The 22,138-nt window shown below is 48.8% G+C and carries 18 protein-coding genes; 13 read left to right on the top strand and 5 right to left on the bottom strand.

Annotated elements, in window-relative coordinates; genetic code table 11:
- Nucleotides 1-14 precede the first annotated feature (14 nt).
- The 4 genes from kdpA to ACFQ3W_RS13695 all read left to right on the top strand — a co-directional run bounded on the left by kdpA (nucleotide 15) and on the right by ACFQ3W_RS13695 (nucleotide 7,102).
- Nucleotides 15-1,694, top strand: coding sequence for a potassium-transporting ATPase subunit KdpA (kdpA, locus tag ACFQ3W_RS13680; protein ID WP_379319793.1), 1,680 nt, complete (start codon nucleotides 15-17; stop codon nucleotides 1,692-1,694).
- 22 nt (nucleotides 1,695-1,716) lie between these two features.
- Nucleotides 1,717-3,750 (top strand): potassium-transporting ATPase subunit KdpB, encoded by a 2,034-nt coding sequence (gene kdpB, locus ACFQ3W_RS13685; RefSeq protein ID WP_379319794.1) that lies wholly within the window; start codon nucleotides 1,717-1,719, stop codon nucleotides 3,748-3,750.
- 72 nt (nucleotides 3,751-3,822) lie between these two features.
- Nucleotides 3,823-4,437 carry a potassium-transporting ATPase subunit KdpC gene (gene kdpC, locus ACFQ3W_RS13690; protein ID WP_379319795.1) on the top strand — a complete coding sequence of 205 codons (615 nt, stop codon included), beginning with the start codon at nucleotides 3,823-3,825 and terminating at the stop codon, nucleotides 4,435-4,437.
- Between the two features lie 322 nt (nucleotides 4,438-4,759).
- The gene (locus ACFQ3W_RS13695) at nucleotides 4,760-7,102 is read left to right on the top strand and encodes a histidine kinase (RefSeq protein WP_379319796.1); all 2,343 of its coding nucleotides are present in this window, start codon (nucleotides 4,760-4,762) and stop codon (nucleotides 7,100-7,102) included.
- Nucleotides 7,103-7,435: 333 nt separating this feature from the next.
- Here ACFQ3W_RS13695 and ACFQ3W_RS13700 read toward each other — a convergent pair whose 3' ends face one another.
- Together ACFQ3W_RS13700 and ACFQ3W_RS13705 are read right to left on the bottom strand one after the other, a co-directional pair.
- On the bottom strand, nucleotides 7,436-8,152 hold the full coding sequence (locus ACFQ3W_RS13700; RefSeq protein ID WP_379319797.1) for an MBL fold metallo-hydrolase: 717 nt from the start codon (nucleotides 8,150-8,152) through the stop codon (nucleotides 7,436-7,438).
- Entirely contained in the window at nucleotides 8,136-8,711 is a 576-nt protein-coding gene (locus ACFQ3W_RS13705; protein ID WP_379319798.1) for a PadR family transcriptional regulator, read from the bottom strand. Before ACFQ3W_RS13705 ends, ACFQ3W_RS13700 begins: the two co-directional genes overlap by 17 nt.
- Nucleotides 8,712-8,889: 178 nt before the next feature.
- Between ACFQ3W_RS13705 and ACFQ3W_RS13710 the strand changes: the two genes are divergently transcribed.
- The gene (locus tag ACFQ3W_RS13710) at nucleotides 8,890-11,142 is read left to right on the top strand and encodes a heavy metal translocating P-type ATPase (protein WP_379319799.1); all 2,253 of its coding nucleotides are present in this window, start codon (nucleotides 8,890-8,892) and stop codon (nucleotides 11,140-11,142) included.
- Between the two features lie 124 nt (nucleotides 11,143-11,266).
- On the opposite strand, the gene ACFQ3W_RS13715 is transcribed toward ACFQ3W_RS13710, so the two are convergent.
- Complete coding sequence (locus ACFQ3W_RS13715; protein WP_379319800.1) at nucleotides 11,267-11,632, bottom strand: ArsR/SmtB family transcription factor; 366 nt, start codon at nucleotides 11,630-11,632, stop codon at nucleotides 11,267-11,269.
- A gap of 175 nt (nucleotides 11,633-11,807) precedes the next feature.
- Here ACFQ3W_RS13715 and ACFQ3W_RS13720 point away from each other — a divergent pair, with 175 nt between their 5' ends.
- From ACFQ3W_RS13720 to ACFQ3W_RS13750, 7 genes are all read left to right on the top strand, one after another.
- On the top strand, nucleotides 11,808-13,082 hold the full coding sequence (locus ACFQ3W_RS13720; RefSeq protein WP_379319801.1) for an alkaline phosphatase: 1,275 nt from the start codon (nucleotides 11,808-11,810) through the stop codon (nucleotides 13,080-13,082).
- A gap of 445 nt (nucleotides 13,083-13,527) precedes the next feature.
- Nucleotides 13,528-14,724, top strand: coding sequence for a sensor histidine kinase (locus tag ACFQ3W_RS13725; protein ID WP_379319802.1), 1,197 nt, complete (start codon nucleotides 13,528-13,530; stop codon nucleotides 14,722-14,724).
- Nucleotides 14,721-15,377 (top strand): response regulator, encoded by a 657-nt coding sequence (locus ACFQ3W_RS13730; RefSeq protein ID WP_379319803.1) that lies wholly within the window; start codon nucleotides 14,721-14,723, stop codon nucleotides 15,375-15,377. The genes ACFQ3W_RS13725 and ACFQ3W_RS13730 overlap by 4 nt, the downstream gene beginning before the upstream one ends.
- A gap of 180 nt (nucleotides 15,378-15,557) precedes the next feature.
- A complete protein-coding gene (locus tag ACFQ3W_RS13735; protein ID WP_379319804.1) occupies nucleotides 15,558-17,774 on the top strand; it encodes an MMPL family transporter in 2,217 nt (738 codons plus the stop codon).
- A gap of 43 nt (nucleotides 17,775-17,817) precedes the next feature.
- The gene (locus ACFQ3W_RS13740) at nucleotides 17,818-18,222 is read left to right on the top strand and encodes a glycosyltransferase (protein WP_379319805.1); all 405 of its coding nucleotides are present in this window, start codon (nucleotides 17,818-17,820) and stop codon (nucleotides 18,220-18,222) included.
- Nucleotides 18,219-18,512 carry a hypothetical protein gene (locus tag ACFQ3W_RS13745; RefSeq protein WP_379319806.1) on the top strand — a complete coding sequence of 98 codons (294 nt, stop codon included), beginning with the start codon at nucleotides 18,219-18,221 and terminating at the stop codon, nucleotides 18,510-18,512. Before ACFQ3W_RS13740 ends, ACFQ3W_RS13745 begins: the two co-directional genes overlap by 4 nt.
- Nucleotides 18,513-18,635: 123 nt before the next feature.
- Nucleotides 18,636-19,397 (top strand): polysaccharide deacetylase family protein, encoded by a 762-nt coding sequence (locus tag ACFQ3W_RS13750; RefSeq protein WP_379319807.1) that lies wholly within the window; start codon nucleotides 18,636-18,638, stop codon nucleotides 19,395-19,397.
- A 69-nt stretch (nucleotides 19,398-19,466) separates the two neighbouring features.
- Here the strand turns inward: ACFQ3W_RS13750 and sleB are convergent, their stop codons facing one another.
- Both sleB and ACFQ3W_RS13760 read right to left on the bottom strand, forming a co-directional pair.
- Nucleotides 19,467-20,078 carry a spore cortex-lytic enzyme gene (gene sleB, locus ACFQ3W_RS13755; RefSeq protein WP_379319940.1) on the bottom strand — a complete coding sequence of 204 codons (612 nt, stop codon included), beginning with the start codon at nucleotides 20,076-20,078 and terminating at the stop codon, nucleotides 19,467-19,469.
- 150 nt (nucleotides 20,079-20,228) lie between these two features.
- Nucleotides 20,229-20,426, bottom strand: a complete 198-nt coding sequence (locus ACFQ3W_RS13760) for a DUF6199 family natural product biosynthesis protein (protein WP_379319808.1) — start codon at nucleotides 20,424-20,426, stop codon at nucleotides 20,229-20,231.
- A gap of 140 nt (nucleotides 20,427-20,566) precedes the next feature.
- On the opposite strand from ACFQ3W_RS13760, the gene ACFQ3W_RS13765 reads away from it, so the two are divergent.
- Entirely contained in the window at nucleotides 20,567-22,135 is a 1,569-nt protein-coding gene (locus tag ACFQ3W_RS13765; RefSeq protein ID WP_379319809.1) for a histidine kinase N-terminal 7TM domain-containing diguanylate cyclase, read from the top strand.
- The last annotated feature ends 3 nt before the right edge of the window (nucleotides 22,136-22,138 follow it).

Genomic DNA, 22,138 nt, shown 5'->3' on the forward strand with positions numbered 1-22,138 from the left:
TGGGAGGAACGGTCATGGATATATTTCAAATTGTAATTGTGATCGGCATCTTGATGCTGATTGCCAAACCGCTCGGGAATTATTTGTATCACGTCTTCTCTAACGAACCTAATCGTACGGATAAAATATTTGGGTGGGCCGAGAAGCCTATCTATGCGATCATCGGGTTGAAGAATCGCGCGGGCATGAGCTGGAAGCGGTACGCGGTTAGCTTTATCGCAACCAACTTCGTACTCGTCGCGGTAAGTTACTTGCTGCTGCGGGTGCAGAGCGGCTTGCCGCTTAATCCGAACGATACCGGCAATATGGAGCCAACGCTGGTGCTGAACACGGTTATAAGCTTCATTACGAACACAAACCTGCAGCATTACAGCGGCGAGACAGGGCTGACCTATTTCACTCAAATGGCCGTGATCATGATGATGATGTTTACGTCAGCAGCTACCGGCTTCTCGGTAGCGGTCGCGTTTGTCCGGGGCATTACAAGCAAGGGCAAGACGCTGGGTAACTTCTTTGAGGATTTCGTCAAGGCGCATACGCGGATTTTTTTTCCGCTGGCGGTGATCGTCACGCTCGTGCTGGTCGCGCTGCAGGTACCGCAGACGCTTGATCCTACGCTGACGGTAACGACGCTGCAGGGTACGACGCAGCATATCGCCATCGGGCCTATCGCCTCGCTGGAGTCGATCAAGCATTTGGGTACCAACGGCGGCGGCTTCATGGGTGCCAACTCGGCGCATCCGTTTGAGAATCCGAGCCCGCTGACCAATGTGATCGAGATCCTGTCGATGTGGTCGTTGCCCGCGGCGCTGCCTTTTATGTACGGCAGATTCGCAAAGAGCCGCAAGCAGGGGTGGGTTATATTCTCGGCGATGATGGTTTTGTTCCTCGTATTCCTTACCGTTGTCTATACAGCCGAGAAGAGCGGCAATCCGGCGCTGAACGCGTTTGGTATCGATGCTTCACAGGGCAGCATGGAGGGGAAAGAGGTACGCTTCGGCATTGCCCAATCTGCGCTGTTCACTACCGTGACGACGGCAGCGACGACCGGCACGGTCAACAATATGCACGATACGCTGACCCCGCTCGGCGGTCTGGTGCCGCTGGCGGAGATGATGCTGAACGTCGTATTCGGCGGAAAAGGCGTCGGACTGGTCAATATGCTGATGTATGCCATACTCGCCGTATTCATCTGCGGACTGATGGTCGGCCGCACGCCGGAGTTCCTTGGCCGCAAGATTGAGCCGCGTGAGATGAAGCTGATCGCGATTGCGATTCTGGTGCATCCGTTCATTATTCTGGCGCCGACGGCAATCGCCTTCCTGACCGATCTCGGCCAGGGGGCAATATCGAATCCCGGCTTCCACGGCATCTCGCAGGTGCTGTACGAATATACATCGTCGGCCGCAAACAACGGCTCCGGCTTCGAGGGGCTGGCGGACAATACGCCGTTTTGGAACATTACGACCGGTCTTGTGATGTTTTTCGGGCGATATATATCGATGATCGCGATGCTCGCCGTTGCCGGATCGCTGACGCGCAAGCAATGGGTGCCGGAGACGATCGGCACGTTCCGCACGGATAACGTGCTGTTCACGGTCCTGTTGATCGGCACCGTCATTTTGATCGGCGCGCTGACCTTCCTGCCGGTGATTGCCCTGGGGCCGGTCGCTGAGCATCTGACGATTCGCTAATAAGAAATGGGGTGAAGTTGCCATGAACGAAAGACGTAAAAAAAGCATGTTCTCCGGTCCGCTTGTCGCACAAGCCTTGAAGGCGAGCGTCATCAAGCTGAATCCGGCCGTTATGATGAAAAATCCCGTGATGTTCGTCGTCGAGGTTGGCACGGTCATCGTGCTGCTGATGACGGTGTTTCCCGGTTACTTCGATGCGAAGGATCGCATCGGTTTTAATCTCACCGTGTTCGTGATCTTATTGGTTACAGTGCTGTTCGCCAATTTTGCCGAAGCGCTGGCGGAGGGCAGAGGCAAGGCTCAAGCCGATACGTTGAAGCGGACGAAGAAAGAGATTACCGCAAATAAAGTAGTTGGGGGTGGCGTTAAAACTGTTCCTTCGACGGAGCTGCGCAAGGGAGATATCGTCGTCGTCTCCCAAGGGGAAATGATTCCCGGCGATGGCGAAGTGATCGAAGGGCTCGCCTCGGTCGACGAGTCGGCGATCACTGGCGAATCAGCGCCGGTGATCAAGGAAGCGGGCGGCGATTTCAATTCCGTCACCGGTGGAACGAGGGTTATTAGTGACCATATTAAGGTGAGAATTACCAGCGATCCCGGTGAGACATTCATCGACCGGATGATTGCGCTTGTCGAAGGCGCCAAACGACAGAAGACGCCAAACGAAATCGCCCTCAGCACGCTGTTGATCAGTTTGACGCTTATTTTTCTGATCGTCGTCGTGACGCTTGGACCGATAGCTTCTTATGTTGATATTAACTTGGAAATTCCAGTACTTATCGCGCTGCTTGTATGTTTGATCCCAACGACGATCGGGGGCCTGCTGTCGGCTATCGGCATCGCTGGCATGGACCGGGTGACGCAGTTCAATGTGCTGGCGATGTCCGGTAAAGCGGTCGAAGCTGCGGGCGATATCAACACGATGATCCTGGACAAAACCGGAACGATCACCTTCGGGAACCGGATGGCTAGCGAAATTGTACCGGTTGGAGGCATTGACATGGATGAGACGGCTGCTTGGGCAGCGATCTCTTCCATGCAGGATGAAACCCCGGAAGGCCGCTCGGTACTGGAATGGATGAAGAAAAACGGAAAGGCCTATGACGCGGCGCTCGGCGAGGGCGGCAGCTTTGTCGAATTTAAGGCGGAAACGCGGATGAGCGGCATCGATCTGAAGGACGGACGTAAGGTACGTAAAGGGGCGGTTGACGCCATACGCAAATGGGTGTCCGCGCAAGGCGGAACGATTCCTGAGGATCTGGACAGACAGGCTCATCGCATCGCTACAGAGGGAGGAACTCCACTCGCCGTAGCGGTCGACAAAAAAATATACGGCGTCATTTATTTGAAGGATACGGTGAAGCCCGGCATGCGGGAACGGTTCGATCAACTGCGCGCGATGGGCATCAAAACGATTATGTGTACCGGCGACAATCCGCTGACGGCTGCAACAATCGCCAGGGAAGCTGGCGTGGATGATTTTATCGCTGAGAGCAAGCCGGAGGATAAAATCGCCGTGATCCGAAAGGAGCAAGCCGAAGGCAAGCTGGTCGCGATGACCGGCGACGGTACGAACGATGCGCCGGCATTGGCGCAAGCGGATGTCGGGCTGGCGATGAACAGCGGCACGGCAGCCGCAAAGGAAGCGGCCAATATGGTCGATCTCGATTCCGACCCGTCGAAGATTATTGAGGTGGTCGCGATCGGTAAGCAGTTGCTGATGACGCGCGGCGCCTTAACTACGTTCAGCATTGCCAACGATATTGCCAAATATTTTGCAATCATTCCGGCGATGTTTATGCTGGCCATTCCTGAAATGGAAGTCTTGAACGTTATGAAGCTTGGCTCGCCGCTTTCGGCAGTATTATCGGCGTTGATTTTTAACGCGATTATCATCCCGCTGTTGATTCCGCTGGCGATGAAGGGCGTCGCTTACCGGCCGATGAGTGCCTCGCGCCTGCTGAGCCGCAACTTGCTTATCTACGGCTTAGGCGGCGTGATTGCCCCGTTCATTGGCATCAAGCTGATTGATTTGCTCGTTCATTTGTGGATCTGACCGTAATCAAACTAAGTGTTCAAAAAGTCGACTTTTTGAACAACACCTTAAAGTAGAAAGAAGGAACCGGCTATGAGTACAATTACGCAAGAGGGGCGGGAAGGGCGCTCGGGGGGAGCAGTTTTCTGGATTGCCCTGCGCATCAGCTTGCTGTTCATCATCCTATGCGGCATCGTATATCCGCTCGTTAGCACCGGCCTCGCGCAACTGCTGTTTCCCCATCAGGCGAACGGCAGTTTATTAAAGGATAAGGCTGGCAAGGTGGTCGGCTCAGAATTGATCGGACAGTCGTTCACCGACCCGAGCTATTTCCAAGGGCGTGTGTCGAGCATCGATTACAAGGCGGAGGCATCCGGTTCCAACAACTATGCGCCGTCCAATCCGGATATGCTTGCACGTACGCAGGCGTCAATCACCCAGTGGCAGAAGGATAACCCGGATGTACCGATCAATCAATTACCGATCGCACTCGTGACCAACTCGGGCTCGGGGCTTGACCCGCACATTACGCCGCAATCGGCGCTGGTGCAGGTGCCGCGAATCAGCAAGCTGACCGGTGTTTCCGTGGCTGAGCTGAAGTCACTGGTCGGCAAATATACGGAGAATCGCGACCTGGGAGTATTCGGCGATAAACGAGTCAACGTGCTGAAGCTTAATTTGGCTTTGAAAGAGAAGCTGGGAAAATAACGATATGGCAGACCCTGTCCGCTCAGTTGCTGAGGGACAGGGTAATTGCATTTTTTGGGTATATCCGACGGTTCTATATAAGTTGAACTAAAGAAAGAGCGGAACAGAGGCAAGAGGGAGAAATGATTCTGAAGAAGCGAAGCGTTCGCCTTTGTGACCGGATTTCTACTGTTATTTAGTTTAATCATAGAAATCCGGGAACAACAGCGATCGTAAGAACATTTCACCCGTTTGCCCCTATTCGTACAATCATTAGTTCAACTTATATAGTAAAAGGGGTGAATCCTTTACCGAATAGACGTGTGTAGGAGGTGGCAGAGGGGTGACCGAGTTTAGGAGAAAAACGCCGGAAGAAATTTTACGTTCAATTTCACAGCTGCGAAAAGGCAGGCTCAAAATCATTATTGGCCCGGTTAGCGGTTCAGGAAAAACGTATCATATGCTGAATGAAGGCAATTTTCTAAAGCAGCAGGGGATTGATGTAGTCATTTGCGCGATATCGACCATGCAGCGGTCTGAAACGGTGCAGCAGACGATGGAACTGGAGCGTGTGCCGAGCATCCACTGGTGGAAGGAAGGCAAGGAGTACAAAGATTTGCCGCTTGACGTGATTTTGGCCCGTAATCCGGAGGTGCTGCTGGTTGACGGCCTCGCTCACCGCAATCAAAAGGAAGCGAAATTCAAGACGCGTCTGGAAGACATTCGTTACTTGATGGAGCACGGTATCAGCATTATTACGACGATTAACGTTTATGAGTTGGATGGGGTGAACGAGATCGTCTTTAAGCGGACGGGGATTCGGGCGGCAGAGACGGTGCCCTCCGATACGCTGGAACTGGCTGACGAAGTGCGGCTGATTGATGTTTCGCCGGAGACGATGTTGAAGCGGATTGATGAAGGGATCCTTGGCGATCAAACGCACCCGGCAATGGCCCGCCGCGGCAATCTTGGCGTGCTGCGGGAAATTTCGCTGCGGCTGATGGCGGAAGGGGTTAATGATTCGCTAGAGAAACATCGCGAGGAGCTCGGACTGGTCGGTCCGTCGGGCGCGGCGGAGCGGATCCTTGTTTCCGTGCAATATCACTGGAACGGATCGCTCTATGTGCGCAGAGGGCAGCAAGTTGCCAAAAGATTGAATGGCGACTTGGTTGTTGTTACGTTTGTCCTGCCCAAGCAAAAATTGTCGAAGGATCAGCAAATGTTCAAGCGCTCAATCCGGAAGCTGGTGGAGAAGGTGGATGCTAGATTCGAAGAACTTACACTGCCGCATCAGCGCATGCTTCCATCCATGCTCGTACATTATGCCATTCAAAATAACGTCACAAGAATTGTGATGGGGCACTCTCAAAAAAGCCGCTGGCAGGAGCGCTTGCAAGGGTCCATTGCGGGCAGGGTGCTGAGAAAAATGCGAAATGTAGACGTGTTTCTGATGGCGGATCGCGCAGAGCATGAGGGCGAGAGGATACTGCCGATCAAACCGAAATCAAGCGGGGGGGCAGAGCCGTTCCGGAGGCTTAGCCCCAAAGAGATAGAAAAGGAAATTGAAACGATCCGCCGCGGCACGTTTAAAGTATATATCGGAGCCGCTCCCGGTGTAGGGAAGACCTATAAAATGCTGCAAGAGGGCAATAGCTTACTTTGCAAAGGAATCGATGTCGTTATCGGTTTATTGGAGACGCATGGCAGAGAAGATACGGCGGAGCAAGTAGGCAAATTGCCGCTTATTCCACGGGCGAAAATCGTTTACCAGTCGGCGCAGCTGGAGGAGATGGACACGGAAGCCATTATCGCCCGTCATCCCGAGGTCGTGCTTGTCGATGAGCTTGCGCATACGAACGTACCGGGCAGCCGCAATAGGAAAAGATACGAGGATGTAATCCGCTTACTGGAAAGCGGCATTTCCGTAATTTCTACGATCAATGTACAGCATCTGGAAAGTCTGAATGATGCGGTGGAGCAGTTGACCGGTGTCCGTGTACGGGAGACAGTGCCGGATGCGATTTTGAAATTGTCGGATGAGGTTGAACTGATTGATGTGACGCCGCAAATGCTGCAGCAGCGTATGCGGGACGGTAAAATTTATGCTTTCGAAAAAGTGGATCAGGCGCTGGGTTCGTTTTTTAAAATCGGGAATTTAATCGCTTTGCGCGAATTGGCGCTCCGCGAAATTGCCGACGATGTAGATGAACGCTTAGAAGCGTGGGATCGCAATACCTCGCTTCGCGGCCCATGGCACAGGAAAGAGGTCATCTTCGTCTGCGTAGATACAAGTCCCCGAGCTGAGCGGTTAATTCGCCGCGGTTTCCGCATCGCCCATCGGCTCAAGGCGGAATGGCATGTCCATTATGTGCATAGCGGCGCGGCTATATCCGATACCGATAGGAAGCGGTTAGAAACGCTGCGTCAGTTGTGTGAGCGGCTTGGAGGCATAATGGAAGTGGCCGAGCTTGGAAGCCATGAGAACATCGGCGAAGTGTTATTGCAAAAAATGATTGACGTGCATGCTACCCAACTGATCATTGGCCAATCCCGCAGGCCACTATGGTATTCGCTGGTTAAGGAGACGGTTGTTCATTTTATGCTTCGCCGCGCCCGCTGGGTCGATATGCTGATTGTGGCTGATTTCGATAGGACGGTTGCCGAGGAAGGGTTGGAATCGATTTGATAGCACAGCGCGGCTTCCGAGGTTTTCGGAGGCCGCGTATTTGTTCATATACTAGAATCTTTATGTTTCCGTAAACTAACTAAATGTATTTAGTACAGTTAAACAACACCCTATTGGAAGTATTGAGCATTTAAATGTAAAAAGTACAACTAAAAGGACCGAAATAGCCCTGCCAATCCAAATTAGTCCAATTTAGATGTACTTTTGCAGCTAAAATCTAAAAAACCACATTTTTTCCAGAAATAGCTGTACTAAATACATTTAGTAGTGGATGGTGAGAGAGGCGAGAACCACTCAGACGATTTTTCTATTAGTTCCGAGTACTGTCGAGTGCTATGCGAAATCTTTAAACTCAAATGGATGACCATGCCCAGGATAAATCGTTTTAACTGCCTTATTTCGCAGGCTATCAATGCTGCTATACAAACTGCTAAAATTCAGCGCATTAGGGGCGGAAGCAGGTTTGGTGTTATTGACAAAGGTATCTCCAGCTAACAAGGAGCCATTCGGAAGCAAAAGTCCAACTGAGCCTGCTGTATGTCCCGGCAAATGTATAATAGTACCCTCCAACCCATAGTCTTTCAAATTCATACCATCGGAGAGGAGAAGATCCGGTTTAAAGGTATCAAAATCCTCCAAAGTCTTTTGTGTAATCCTCGCAATCTTTTTCTTCATTAATTGGAACACCAGCTTCAACAAAACGGAATGATATTGAAAGCTGGCCATCAGTGCGTCTAGCGTTGGATTCTCTACAAGTGCAAGGTCTCCGGGATGCAGGGCAATGGGAGCATCAAAAGTATTCCTTATGTAGGCAGCGTTGGCGACATGGTCGTTATCTCCATGCGTCAGTAGAATAAGCCGAAGATCGCCTTTTACACAACCCGTAGCGGCCAGCGCTTCCACTAGCCTCTTTCGCCGGTTATCAAATGTTTTATCCATAATAAGATGTCCACCGGTGTCCACCAATACATATCCGTTCTCTACGGTGATCAGGTAACTGTTGACTCCGCCAAGATCAATGGGAATGATCGTATTAATTGCTCCGTTCATTTATATCTCCTCCATTTATAAATTCATGGAAAGAACGTTTTTCGCGGACATGACGGCACCAGCGTATTGTCTCTCGAAGTATCGCTATGCCATAATAAAGAGTTGACAGCTTATAATAATGGTTTTCCTGGTTTTCGGATGAGTCATACAATTGTTCCAATGCCAGTAACCGACGAAGGTAATTGGTGTTGTTCACCTCATATTCATACAGCTGCTGTTCTACGACTTCTGGAGGCAAAACATCAAAAAAATATACTCTAGCCAAATGATTTTGATTGCCCTTGCCATTACCATCATCCAGATTGATCGGCTCGCCGAGCCATTTCAAAAATGCTTGCTGTCCTTTAGGTGTAATTTCATATAGCTTTTTTTGCCTAGCTCCCTGCTGTGTCTCTAAAATGGCAACTTGGTCATTTTCAGATAGACGTTTCAATGCAGGATAAATACTGCCATAGCTCGCTTTATAGAAAACGCCCACACCATTTTCTATATGCTTTTTTAAATCGTAGCCGGTTAGCTTGCAATTATAGAGCATCCCTAAAATAATATAATTCAGCATATTATCCCTCATTTATAAATATATCGTTGCGATATATTGTATGCCACTAAAATAGCTGAGTCAACACGGTTTTTCACAGCATTTCGATGATTGACAGTGATTTAGATAAGTGATTATAATTAATATATGATCAATCATTCATATATAGTGTTTTCTCTCGAAGGGAAGGGATCATAATATGGAGGCTAATGCAACAGTTAAACGCAAGTTTGTACTGGAAGGTCTGGATTGTGCGAACTGCGCTATGAAAATTGAAGACGGAGTCAAGAAGATTGATGGGGTTTCATCCTGTTCGGTGAATTTCGTTAACAAAACGTTAACGATGGAAATGATGCCGGAACGTAGCGATGAAATTTTGCATCTGACAAAAAAGAAGATTCGAACCTTGGAACCCGACGTAAAAGTACTGGCCATGGAACATGGAGCGGCCAGCGCGGCTGCGGGAAATCCAAAAGCTGCGACGGCCAAGCATGATCATGATCATCACGACCATAGCCACGATCATAGCCATGCACATGATCACAGCGCCGAGGCGGATGAGGATGGACACGGTCATTCTCATGAGCACGGAGCGGGAGGCGTAAGAACCATGGTTGTCCGCCTGATTGCAGGGCTAGTCATCGGAGCGGCGGCGTTGACCCTATCGCTGGGCAAAGAGCTTGAATTAGTCCTCTATATTGCTTCCTACCTTATTGTGGGCGGAGATATCGTTTATAAGGCTCTGAAAAATATCATTAGAGGCCAGGTATTCGATGAATACTTCCTTATGTCGATTGCGACCGTCGGCGCCTTTGTGATCGGGGAGTACCCCGAAGGCGTTGCCGTTATGCTCTTTTATCAGGTTGGCGAGCTGTTTCAGAGCATTGCCGTCAACCGGTCGCGGAAATCAATCGGCGCGCTGATGGATATTAGACCCGACTTTGCCAATTTGAAATCGGGCGACGAAACCAGACGCGTCAGTCCCGAGGAAGTACAAATCGGCGATCTGATCGTCGTTCGGCCGGGCGAAAGAGTACCTCTCGACGGCAAAGTCACAGGAGGCAGCTCGGCCATGGATACATCGGCGCTGACGGGCGAATCCGTACCGCGCGAGGTGGCTCCCGGCGACGATGTGCTTAGCGGATTTATTAACAAGAACGGGGTTCTGACAGTCGAGGTGACGAAGCTGTTTGGCGAATCGACTGTATCCAAGATTTTGGATTTGGTGGAGAACGCAAGCAGCAAAAAGGCACCAACGGAAAACTTTATTACGAAATTTGCCCGTTACTATACGCCGTTTGTTGTCATTGTCGCTGCTCTGCTGGCCGTTTTGCCTCCGCTGCTTATCAGTGGCGCGACCTTCTCGGATTGGGTATATCGGGCGCTGGTCTTTCTGGTTATTTCCTGTCCTTGTGCTCTGGTTGTTTCGATCCCGCTCGGCTTCTTCGGCGGCATCGGTGCTTCTTCCAAGAATGGCGTGCTGATCAAAGGCAGCAATTACCTGGAAGCCTTGAATGATGTAAAATATGTCGTATTCGACAAAACGGGAACCCTTACTAAAGGGGCGTTTAAAGTAAACGGCATTTATCCGCAAAACGGCTGGACCGAACAAGAGCTGCTGCGTCAAGCCGCTTTTGCAGAAATGCATTCCACACACCCGATTGCTCAATCCATCAGGGAAGCTTACGGTCAAGAACTAAATGAAGAACTGATTTCAGATTACAACGAAATGTCCGGACACGGGATCCAGGTTGCTTTTGAGGGCAGAGAGGTGCTGGCGGGCAATGCCAAGCTCATGAAGCAGGAGAATATTCCATTCACCGAGCCAACTGAGTTGGGCACCATCGTGCATGTCGCGGTTGATAAACAATATGCCGGCTATTTGGTCATTGCCGATGAAGTCAAGGAGGATGCGGCGAAGGCGATCCGTTCCTTGAAGCAGCTTGGCGTGAAGAAAATCGTGATGCTTACGGGCGACATTAAGGCGGTAGGGGAAGATATCGGCAAAAAGCTGGGCGTCGACGAGGTTCGGTCGGAGCTGCTGCCGCAGCATAAGGTGGAAGAGCTCGAAAAGATCGACCGCCAGAAATCGAGCAAGGAAAAAATCGTATTTGTCGGCGACGGCATCAACGATACTCCGGTTCTGGCCCGAGCCGATATCGGCGTGGCGATGGGTGGCCTCGGGTCCGACGCAGCCATTGAAGCTGCCGATATCGTCATCATGACCGACGAGCCTTCCAAGCTGTCCTCTGCAATTCATATTGCGAAAAGCACACGGCGGATCGTATGGCAAAACATTATTTTCGCCCTGCTCGTCAAAGCGGTCTTCCTGCTTCTCGGCGCCTTCGGGATTGCAACGATGTGGGAAGCGGTATTCTCGGATGTGGGCGTAACCCTGCTCGCCGTTCTGAACGCGATGCGCGTACTTAAGATCAACCCGAATCTGGCTTAAGGGATTTGGAAATGCCGTCTCGCAAAACAAGGACTGTCCCGTCATTATTGAAGATGACGAAGGGCAGTCCTTGTTTTTACTAAAAATATTCATTGAGAGCAGCTTGTTTGCAACGAAGTTCACATCATCCGTGGTTGGTGTGCTGGAGAGTTTGTAGAAAAATCTGCTCAATGTGTGCGTCGTCGAGCGAATAATAAACCGTTTTTCCAACCTTGCGGCGTTTCACGATTCTCATGTTGCGCAAATATCTCAGCTGGTGGGAAACGGCCGATTGACCCATTTCGAGCAGCACCGTCAAGTCATGCACGCACAGTTCCCTTTTTAGCAGGGCGCCGATGATTTTGACTCGTGTCGGATCGCTGAAAGCCTTAAACCAGTCGGCAAACTGCACCGCAGCCTGGTCATCGATTAACTCCGCTTTGATCGCATTTAAATCTACGCTTGATCCCGAACAGCTCGTATCGCATTCTTCTGCGGCATTACGTGTCATTGACTATCACCTTTCTGCTAGGCATTTACAATATTATATCAAAAACAAGGGCTTAAACGAAATCATTACTATTAAATGACTGTAAATTTGTCGATCATTTAACATCCTATACATATTCACTTAACATATTCTTTCTATTATTAATATGAATTCAGAAACCTTAGGAGGTTGGAGTATGAGTCTAAAGCAAAAAAAACGTCTAAGATCCGCATTTGTTATAACTGCAGCAACAGCCGTTGCTGTTACCAGTATCATATCCGCGCAAGTGTCGAATAATGTAAAGGCAGCGTCCGCTTCCCCTCAAACCAAGAATGTTATTCTGTTTATCGGCGACGGTATGGGGAACGCAGCAAGGGATGCCATTCGGCTGTCCACCGTCGGAGTAACCGGCAAGCTGGCTATGGATGATATGCCTTATGCCGGATTAGTTCATACAAGCTCAACTTCTCCAGTCACGGACTCTGCAGCATCGGCTACGGCTTACGCCAGCGGAGTGAAGACTTATAATGGCGCGATCGGCATGGATGCCAATAAGAAATCGGTAAAAACGATTATGGAATATGCTAAAGATGCTGGGAAATCGACTGGAGTCGTAACCACAAGCCAAGTGACGGATGCTACCGGCGCGGCTTTTGGCTCCCATGTTGAAAATCGTTCCGCCCAAAGCGATATTGCACTGCAGTATTTAACAAAGAGTAAACTGGATGTCATTCTTGGCGGAGGAGAAGATTTCTGGTTCCCTGCAGGAACGCCAGGCGCATTCAAGGATGAGCCGGCTGAAGACCCTTCGGAAAAAAGCAAAGGAACACAGGGGAATCTGGTTGATAAGGCGAAACAACTTGGCTATACCTATGTAACTAGCAAAGACGATATGCAAAAAGCTAAGGGAAGCAAGCTTCTCGGCTTGTTCGCGAATGAGGAAATGTTCCAGCAAAAACAAGAGGGCGAGGGTGATATCTATAACCCTGTCGTATCGCTGCCGGACATGACCCAAAAAGCGATCAATACGCTTTCTAAGAATAAAAAAGGTTTCTTCCTGATGGTCGAAGAGGAAGGCACAGACGAAATGGCCCACGAAAACAATGCAAAGTTGACCATTAAGGCAGGACAACAACTGGATAAAGCGGTCAAAGTTGCGAAGGATTTTGCCAAGAAAAATCCGGATACGCTTGTGCTTGTGCTGGCCGATCATGAGACTGGCGGCCTCTCCATCGAATCTGTGGACGATAAAGACGAATCCGGCGACGGCATTTCCAAAGAAGACGGTCCGTTTGCCATCGCAAACTCCAAAGATCAATTTATGATTGACTGGACAACGTCAGGCCATACAGCAGTGGATATTCCGATTACGGCTATGGGTAGAAACTCCGAGCTTTTCACAGGGATCTACGAAAATACCGGGGTGTTTTCCAAGCTGATGCAGGCGCTTGGGTTTAAAGCGAAAAAGTAACGACGAAAAGCAGCATATCGCACCATATTCAAAAAAAGCGCGGCTTCCGAAATTAACGGGAGCCGCGTTTTTTTGAAATGCTAGAATTTACTAGATGTATTTTGTACAGTTAAATATCGTCATGCCTGGAGCCTTAGGCATTTAGATGCAGAATGTGCAGCTAAATGGAGCAAAACAACTCTGCCAAGCCAAATTGACCCATTTTAGATGTAGGAAATGCAGTTAAAATTCAAAAATCCGAAATTTACCCAGAAATAGCTGCACAAATTACATTTAGTGTAGATGTAGGCCAGCACCGTGGCGTAACCAAGCCTGGTTGCCCAAAAGGGCAGATCCTGTTGCCCCTTTGGACGATGTCAAATAGACAGACGGCCTATAATATGAAAAGATAAAGCCATGATTACCTCCGGCGAATTTATACTGGAATACAAGGAGGATGGGCCTATTGAATGAGAAGAAGGACGGACGGCTGCACCTTAATGAACTATTCGCTTCGAGGTTGCCAATTTTAATTTGGGTGTCCTTAGTGTATGCAGGGACTGTGGTGTTGCAGTTTTTTCATGATGTACTGATTTTACGGAGTGTCGTATTTACGGGGCTTTTTACCATACATGTGCTTTTGCACTGGAATTCTTATAGAGTTACCCAGAAACAATTTTGGCTCTATTTCTCGATACAAGGGATTTTAATTTACTTGTGCGCTATAGTAATGCCGGGAGGCTATCAGGTTGTTTTAATCGGTCTGCTGCCCACGCTGATTGCCCAAAGTTTCGGGTATTCATTTAAAGTCAAACGAGCGGTGTTTATTGCGTTAATCAGCATTGTCATTTTTTTTGATTCTGCACTGACGGTCGGGGATACCGAGGAACTTGTTTTATTCCTCCCATTGTTCGTTTTGGTGCTGATTCTTGTTGTGTCTTATGGCATTTTGTTTTTTGAGCAAGTTCAGGAACGTGTTCGGATTCAGAGCTTCTTGCAGGATCTCCAGGAAGCGCACAAGAAGGTGGAAGAGTTAACCCTGGCCAATGAACGCCAGCGTATGGCCCGAGACTTGCATGATACGCTGGCGCAAGGGGTAGCTGGGATCATTTTGCGGCTCGAGGCTGCGGATGCCTACATGGTCCAGGGGAAAACGGAGCGGGCTCAGACCATCATCAAGCAGTCTATGCAGCAGGCTCGCAGGACATTGGCCGAAGCACGAAGAGCGATAGATAATCTGCGGGCGAAATCGGCATCGGAAATCGATTTTAAAGAAGCGATTGAAGATGAGGTACAGCGTTTTGAAGGTGCGACGGGGGTATCCGTCATGACTGATGTGATTGTTCATAAGCGCTTATCCAGATTGCTGATGGAGCATAGCCTTCATATGGTGAAAGAAAGCTTGACCAATATAGCCCGACACGCTCAGGCTGATAAAGTCTGGATAACGGTATCTGATGAAAAAGAAAGATTGTTCATTGAGATAAAGGATAACGGCGTAGGGTTCAACACGAACGCAATCGGTAGGGATGCCGGACATTACGGGTTACTAGGGATTCAGGAGCGGGCTAGACTAATTGCTGGAGAAATGAAAGTGTCCAGCGATGCCAATGGAACGACGATAACGATCGATGCTCCAATCCTAGAGGGAGAAGCTACATGAGCAACTATAAAATTTTAATCGTGGACGATCATTTTGTAGTTCGTGAGGGTCTCAAATTGATCCTGGAAACGAGCGAACAGTTTCAGGTGCTTGGTGAAGCCGGCAACGGAGAAGAGGCGCTGCGCCTAACGGATGAATTGCAGCCGGATGTCATTCTGATGGATTTGAATATGCCGGTGATGAGCGGGCTTGAGGCGATGAAACAGCTTAAGGACAGGAACAACCCGATCCCGGTCATCATTTTGACGACCTATAACGAGGATGAATTAATGATTCAGGGCTTAGCTTTGGGGGCGAAAGGCTATTTATTGAAAGATACCAACCGGGACAATTTATTTCGAAATATCGAGTCGGCGGTGAGAGGGGAAACCTTGCTGTCTGCGGATATCATGCAAAGGGTGATCACTGCTAAAGAGAGACCGAATGACCCAGGGCCTGCTAGAGGTGAGGATTCTTCTCTATTATCGGAGAAAGAGGCTTTAATTCTCCAGTGTGTTGCCCGAGGATTTAAGAGCAAAGAAATCGCCTTTGATATGGGAATCTCCGAACGGACGGTCAAAGCGCATTTAACGAGCATTTATAACAAACTAGGTGTCGATTCGAGATCCCAGGCTGTGGCGACTGCGCTCGAGCGAGGGCTTATCAATATTTAGCCAAATAGGCAGTTTTTAAGCATGCGAATATTTCATTCGCATGCTTTTTTTGTTACAAGCCCAAAGGGCAGCCCAAAAGGGCAAGCAGGGGTCGCCCCTTTGGACGATGTTGGAAGGTTTCCTCAGCTATAAGATAAGAACATGCAAAGGATCAATTCATAAAGAGGAGACGATACTGTAATGGCAAAATTACTATACCGGCTGGGTTTCTGGTCGGCGAAGAACCGGATCAAAGTGATAGTAATGGGGGTAGCTATCTTGCTGGCGGCAGCAATTGTGGCGCTGTCGATGGGGACGAAATTCGAGGAACAAACCTCCATCCCTGGGCTGGAGTCGCAAAAAACGCTGGAAATCATGAACAAGGAATTTCCAAACATGCAGGATGACAGCGGTAAAATCCAATTGGTTGTAAAAGCGCCTGCGAACGAGAAGCTGTCCTCGAAAACGGCGCAGCAGTTAATTGAAAAACAGTTGCTAAGAGTGAAAAAGGACCCTGATGTGTCCGGGGTACAAAGTCCATACGAAAACCATTCCTTGAATGCTGACGGCACCATCGGCTATGCCACGATTACATATAAAGCACCGGGCGATGAAGTCACTCAGAAATCCAAGGACCGGGTTATCGAGGCAGCGGAATCCTTGAGAGATGCCGGCTGGCAGGCCGAACTTACCGGATCGGGGTATGTAACCATGGAGACCTCCAGCCCGACCGAAGGGCTTGGAGTCATCATAGCTCTCCTTATTCTCATTGTCGCTTTAGGCTCTGTCTTTGCCGGTCTGGTGCCGATCCTAACGGCCGCTTTAGGGGTTGGCATTGGCGTTATGCTGATTATGATCGGTACAAGTATCTTTGACATTCCTTCCTTTTCCCTGTCGTTGGCCGGCATGTTAGGACTGGCTGTGGGAATTGACTACGCGTTGTTCATTATCTCCAGATACCGTCAACAGCTTGCTAAGGGATTTGAAAGAAGAGAAGCTATCGCTATTGCGGACGGAACCGCCGGGAGTGCTGTTGTGTTTGCCGGGGTTACGGTCATAATCGCTCTGCTGGGATTTTCATTCGTCGGTGTTCCGTTTCTTACTGCGATGGGTGTGACTGGAGCAGTCAGCGTTTTGATAGCCATATTAACGTCCATATTCCTGGTTCCTGCCATACTGGATTTGCTGGGAGACCGGATCAAAGCGCCAACCAAAAGCGCCAAGAGCAAAAAACGCGATCGGGAGTCGGAAAGCCGCGGCAATTTATGGGGAAGAATGATTACCGGGCGTCCTTTGGTAGCGGTTGTGCTGGGCGTAGCGCTTCTCGGAACTTTGTCCCTGCCGTTCTTCCATATGGAGACGGGAATTGGCACAGATGGAGAAAAATCGACGCAAAAAACCGAACGCCGCGCTTATGATCTGCTATCCGAGGCGTACGGGAAAGGATATCACGGTCCATTAGTCATTCTGGCAAAAACTGATGGCGGAAAAGATGCCGCAGCGAATCTCTCTAAAGCGCTAGATGAACTCAAAACTTATCCTAACATTAGTATGGTAACTCCGGCGGTTCCCGGACCTTCCGGAAAGATATCCTTAATCACCATCATCCCGAAAACAGGACCAAGTGATTCCGAAACAGTCGACCTGGTTAAGCTCATCCGTAAGCAGGCGCCGCAAATCGAGCAGCAGGATCACGTTCAGTTCATGGTCACAGGGAGTACGGCCGTTAATATCGATATTAACCAAAAATTAAACCAGGCATTGCCTGAATTTTGCCTGATCATCGTTGGACTGGCCTTTGTACTGCTTATGGTGGTGTTCCGTTCGCTTCTGGTTCCGATCAAGGCGGTGTTGGGATTTATCCTTTCCCTGGGTGCGACATTAGGGTTTGTCACGTATGTCGTTCAGGACGGGCACTTTCAAAATCTGTTCCATTTCTACGCGAAGGCCCCGGTATTCAACTTTCTGCCCATCCTTTTGGTCGGCGTCCTGTTCGGATTGGCCATGGACTATGAAGTGTTTCTGGTTAGCCGAATGCGTGAAGAGTTCAAAAAGAGCGGAGATGCCAAGAAGTCTGTCCTGTCCGGTATCCGCCACAGTGGCGGCGTGGTAACAGCAGCCGGACTCATTATGACCGTCGTCTTTGTAGGCTTTATCCTGGGAGAGGAGCCTATGGTCAAGGTTATGGGATTGGCACTCGCCTTCGGTGTACTCTTTGACGCCTTTGTGGTCCGGATGCTCATCGTTCCCGGAGTGATGACTATCCTTGGAAAGTCAGCTTGGTATTTTCCAAAATGGCTTGACCGTCTGCTTCCAAACCTGGATGTGGAGGGTGAGGAGGTCATGAAGGTGACCGAGAAAAAACATCCGAGAGTGGTGGAAACACAAGTTCATTTCTCGACCGAGCCATTGAAATAACTTAATAAAGCTTTAAGAGGTGATTCCAATGCCCCTTCTTTCAGTGATATCACCGGTTTACAACGACGAGAGAAATATACACGACCTGTACTCAGGGATTAAAGAGGCATTAAAAGACAAAATCGAAAGCTACGAAATCGTGTTGGTTAATGACGGAAGCAGAGATGGGAGTACCCGGTTGCTGAATGAGCTCGCTCAAAGCGATAAAACTGTAAAGGTGATCCATTTTGATAAAAGCTACGGGAAAACTGCAGCGATTTGGGCTGGAATCAAAAATTCATGTGGCGAGCTGATCGCTCTGATGGATGCGGATCTACAGTCTGACCCGCGAGACATTTTAAAGATGATGTCCTTTATCCAAAACAATGATTTTGTAAATGGAAGGCGGGAAGACTGGAAAGATTTCATGGCGAAGAAATGGATTTTGCGTATGGAAAATCGTTTTTGAGTTGGATTACGGGATACAAGATTGAAGATACAGGTAGTCCTTTGAAGCTTTTTAGACGCAAGGTAGCAGATAGTTTCTATCTTTTTAAGGAAATGCATTGTTTCTTACCCATACTTGCCAGAATAAATGGATTCTCAGTTATTGAAGTATCAGTAAAGCATAATAAAAGAAAACATGGAAAACCCCATTATAGTGTCCTGCATCACGTCGGAGCCAGCATCATTAATGCCATTGTTGTCGGATGGTTTCATAAAAGGGTGATCCGTTACAGAATTAAGAGAGATGGGTAAAGGGGTATACAGCGCGGTTTCCGAGTTCTCGGGGCCGCGTTTTCTTATGATTCAGTTTTTTTTATTGAATATTAAGTCTTTGCAAAGGGGAATTCTAAACAATAAACAATAAGGTGATCGATTTTGAAGAAGAGTGTTATGATTTTGATCAGTATTGGGATGCTTTTCTATTCCCATGCCCTAATAGCGGATGGCTCACCATTAAAGAAAGATCGTTTTTTCTATGAGCAAAAAGGCGATATTGTATGGGAAGTTAAAACGCATCAGAAGATGGTTGCCATTACTTTCGATGATGGCCCAGACCCTATAGAAACCACTGAGATATTAAATGAGCTTAAGAAGTACAACGCCAAATGTACTTTTTTTGTTTTAGGAAAGAAAGTAGAAACTTACCCAGAGATCGCCTCACGCATCATCAAAGAGGGCCATGAGCTGGCGAACCATACGTACAATCACGCTTACTTTAAAGGAGAATCTGGAGAAGACATTGTCAAGGAACTTATGAAAACGGAACGAGTCATCACAGGCGTTTCCGGCAAGGGCAGCAAATTTTTTCGGCCGCCGGGCGGAGTGTATAGCGATTCAGTCGTCAATGCCGCAAAACAAGTTGGCTTGAAAATCATTCTGTGGTCATGGCATCAGGACACTCGCGATTGGAAAAAACCTGGGGCGCATGTCATAAAAAAACAAGTGATGAAAAACTTAAGAAACGGCGATATTATTTTGATGCACGATTCGGTGAGCGGGAAGTCTCAAACGAAGGAAGCGTTAAGTCAAATATTGCCTGAGCTGATGAAGAAAGGTTACCGGGTAGTAACCGTGTCTGAATTGATTAAATCCCAGGAAGCTCAGGAGATCGAGATTGGCAATTACTTTTACCCGTAACCGCGACCTTAGAGAAAAGACAGGATGCAGCAGAGCTCTGCTGCATCCTGTCTTGCATGTGAGCTTAGATTATTCGGTAAATATATGGTTTCCGATCGTTACCTTTTGCGGACGCGACCAGATCCACTTGCTTGTAGCGGTTTGCGGATTAAAGTAATATAGCGAGCCATACGTTGGGTCCCAGCCCCGCACAGCATCCAGTGCAGCTAAATAGGATGTGCTATCGGGATTTAGCCAAAATTGGCCATCATCAACAGCGGTAAATGCGCCGGGCTGGAAAACAACATCACGAATATTATTGGGGAAAATATAGGACTGGATGCGATTCATGACGACTGCACCGACAGCGACCTGGCCTTTGTAGGGTTCTCCTCTTGCCTCGCTATGGATGAGTCTTGCCAAAATATCCATCTCGCTTTTGTTCAGAGAGTATCTTTTTAAGACCTGCCATGTTTTCTGGCCAACCATGCCATCGGCTTGAAGTCCGAATTTTTGTTGAAAGCTCTTTACCGTGCTTCTCGTATATGACCCATAGTAGCCGGTTAATTGCTGTTTATATAAACCGAGGGCTTTCAATCTGTATTGAAGATCCCACACATCACCGCCAGTGCTACCCGAAGATAGGCTGCTTGCTGCTTGCGAGATTCCGACGTTTATACCCACACTGAAAATCAAGAACATGATAATTAGAAATCCCCGAAGTAACTTCAAAACGGGTCACCTCCTCCTCCAAGATTTTATGTTGGAAGAGAAAGTGGGACAACCCTCAACATTTGGCAGCGAGGTAATTTATGGACCCATAAGTTGTTCTTTCATCCGTGAGCGTAATCTCTAGAGCAGGCTTAGAATACCGCCAATGATAAAGAACGAGCCAACGAAGACGGTGATCGTACCGGAAAATTTCATAGAGTCAATGTAAGCATCACTTGGTTCGGATTCACCCTTTACTTTCCAGCCTTCATTGATATGCCATCCCCAAGTCGGCTTCTTTATGGACAATATCCCCAGAGCGATGATGAGTACCCCCATAATAATCAAAAACATTAGCCTCACCTCTTCTTAAATTGTCGTGTTTTTCCTTAAAAATGATTTCTATCTTATTCGATTTACTGTAGAATCTTACCTGTTAGTATATTTTGATTTTTAAGGATATGGGGAACGAAAAGTAGATGGGATCACAAGTTGACGTGTATATTACACTTGTCGCAATGTCTGGTGTACTGAACCTATTTTTGGGTATTTATGCTTTTATTCACCGCAAAGATATTCCGAACGCGCGAACCTTCCTGATATATATCATAGCGCTGTCTTTATACATTTTTGGATTTGCTTTCGAACTGGCCAGTGACTCTTTGGCGGAGATAAAGCGCTGGATCGTCGTAGAGTATATGGGAATGCCTTTTGCCGCGGTTTTCGGGCTTTTGCTTATTTTTCACTATTTAGGAAAACGCGTCCCACGGTTCGCTGTTGCGGCGATGTTCGTTATTCCTGTAATCACACTACTTATGGTTGCGACGAATGACGCTCATCACTTATTTTATAAATCCATCTATTTGCGGACTTCTTCTCCTTCTCCTCTAGTTGATATTTCCATTGGGGAATGGTATATCGTTCACGGCGCCTACACGTTCGCCTGCCTGCTTGCCGGTGCTGTCATGCTAATACGCCGGTGGCCGCAATCCAGGGGGACGTTTCGCCCTCAACACGTTACGCTGACATTTTCACAGATTATTCCGATGGTATCTTCATTTTTGTACTTGATGGGAGCAACGCCTCAAGGGATCGATCCGGTACCCATCGTGCTGAGCATTACTTCCTGTATGTATTTCTGGGCGATTGCTTCTTCACGTATGCTGACGATCGTACCGATTGCCAAGGAGATTATTTTCGAAAGCATGCGCGAGGGGGTTATCGTTTTGGACTCTGCTCGCCGGATTGTTGACTATAATCCGGCGCTGGCCGTTTTGATGCCGGAAGCTGGCAATTGGATGGTGGGCCGGAAGCTGCCTGAGGCTTGGCTTAAGCTCACGGGCACTTCCTTTCCAGCCGGTGAAACCATCGACGGCCTGGAGGAGGAGCTGGAGTGGACAACTGGAGGCCGTAAGCTCACTAGCCTGATCCGTACCTCGCAGGTGCTCGGCAAAGGCGGAGAAACGCTGGGTACGCTGCTGCTGCTCATTGATGTGACCGAGCAGAGAAGGCTGCAAGACCAGCTAAGACAGCTTGCGTATACGGACGTTTTAACCGGAATCGCCAATCGAGCGCAGTTTTTCCATTTAGGCAAGCTTATGCTGAAGGAAGCAGCTGCTTCGAGGTCTTTTTGCTCGTTCCTGTTATTCGATCTGGACTTTTTCAAGCGTATTAATGATACATATGGGCATGACGTTGGGGACCAGGCACTTGTACACGTAGCAAAGGTATGCAAGCGGAGCCTCCCGCCAAGAGCCGTGTTTGCCCGATATGGTGGCGAGGAGTTTGTGATTGGGCTGCCGGGCGCGTCGATGAAGGAGGCGGGAGAAGTGGCTGAGCGCTTGAGGCTTGCTTTGAGCGGTGAGCCGCTGCGAATGCAGAGCGACCTTCTTCAAATAACCGCCAGCTTCGGCGTAGCTGAGTATGCGGGGGGAAGCGGGACGCTGGAATCGCTGCTGAGGGTAGCGGACGCTGCGCTGTACGAAGCAAAACGAAACGGCCGTGATGCGGTAATGCTGGCTGCCGCAACCGCTGAATCCGCCGAATAGTAC

Source organism: Paenibacillus puldeungensis, from assembly GCF_042678945.1.
In the GTDB taxonomy this organism is placed as follows: Bacteria; Bacillota; Bacilli; order Paenibacillales; family Paenibacillaceae; genus Fontibacillus; species Fontibacillus puldeungensis.

Bases quoted from the DNA above. Each gene is read 5' to 3' on its own strand.
- kdpA (WP_379319793.1), top strand. From the start codon at position 15: ATGGATATATTTCAAATTGTAATTGTGATCGGCATCTTGATGCTGATT.
- kdpB (WP_379319794.1), top strand. From the start codon at position 1,717: ATGAACGAAAGACGTAAAAAAAGCATGTTCTCCGGTCCGCTTGTCGCA.
- kdpC (WP_379319795.1), top strand. From the start codon at position 3,823: ATGAGTACAATTACGCAAGAGGGGCGGGAAGGGCGCTCGGGGGGAGCA.
- ACFQ3W_RS13700 (WP_379319797.1), bottom strand. From the start codon at position 8,152: ATGAACGGAGCAATTAATACGATCATTCCCATTGATCTTGGCGGAGTC.
- ACFQ3W_RS13705 (WP_379319798.1), bottom strand. From the start codon at position 8,711: ATGCTGAATTATATTATTTTAGGGATGCTCTATAATTGCAAGCTAACC.
- ACFQ3W_RS13710 (WP_379319799.1), top strand. From the start codon at position 8,890: ATGGAGGCTAATGCAACAGTTAAACGCAAGTTTGTACTGGAAGGTCTG.
- ACFQ3W_RS13715 (WP_379319800.1), bottom strand. From the start codon at position 11,632: ATGACACGTAATGCCGCAGAAGAATGCGATACGAGCTGTTCGGGATCA.
- ACFQ3W_RS13720 (WP_379319801.1), top strand. From the start codon at position 11,808: ATGAGTCTAAAGCAAAAAAAACGTCTAAGATCCGCATTTGTTATAACT.
- ACFQ3W_RS13730 (WP_379319803.1), top strand. From the start codon at position 14,721: ATGAGCAACTATAAAATTTTAATCGTGGACGATCATTTTGTAGTTCGT.
- ACFQ3W_RS13735 (WP_379319804.1), top strand. From the start codon at position 15,558: ATGGCAAAATTACTATACCGGCTGGGTTTCTGGTCGGCGAAGAACCGG.
- sleB (WP_379319940.1), bottom strand. From the start codon at position 20,078: ATGTTCTTGATTTTCAGTGTGGGTATAAACGTCGGAATCTCGCAAGCA.
- ACFQ3W_RS13760 (WP_379319808.1), bottom strand. From the start codon at position 20,426: ATGGGGGTACTCATCATCGCTCTGGGGATATTGTCCATAAAGAAGCCG.
- ACFQ3W_RS13765 (WP_379319809.1), top strand. From the start codon at position 20,567: ATGGGATCACAAGTTGACGTGTATATTACACTTGTCGCAATGTCTGGT.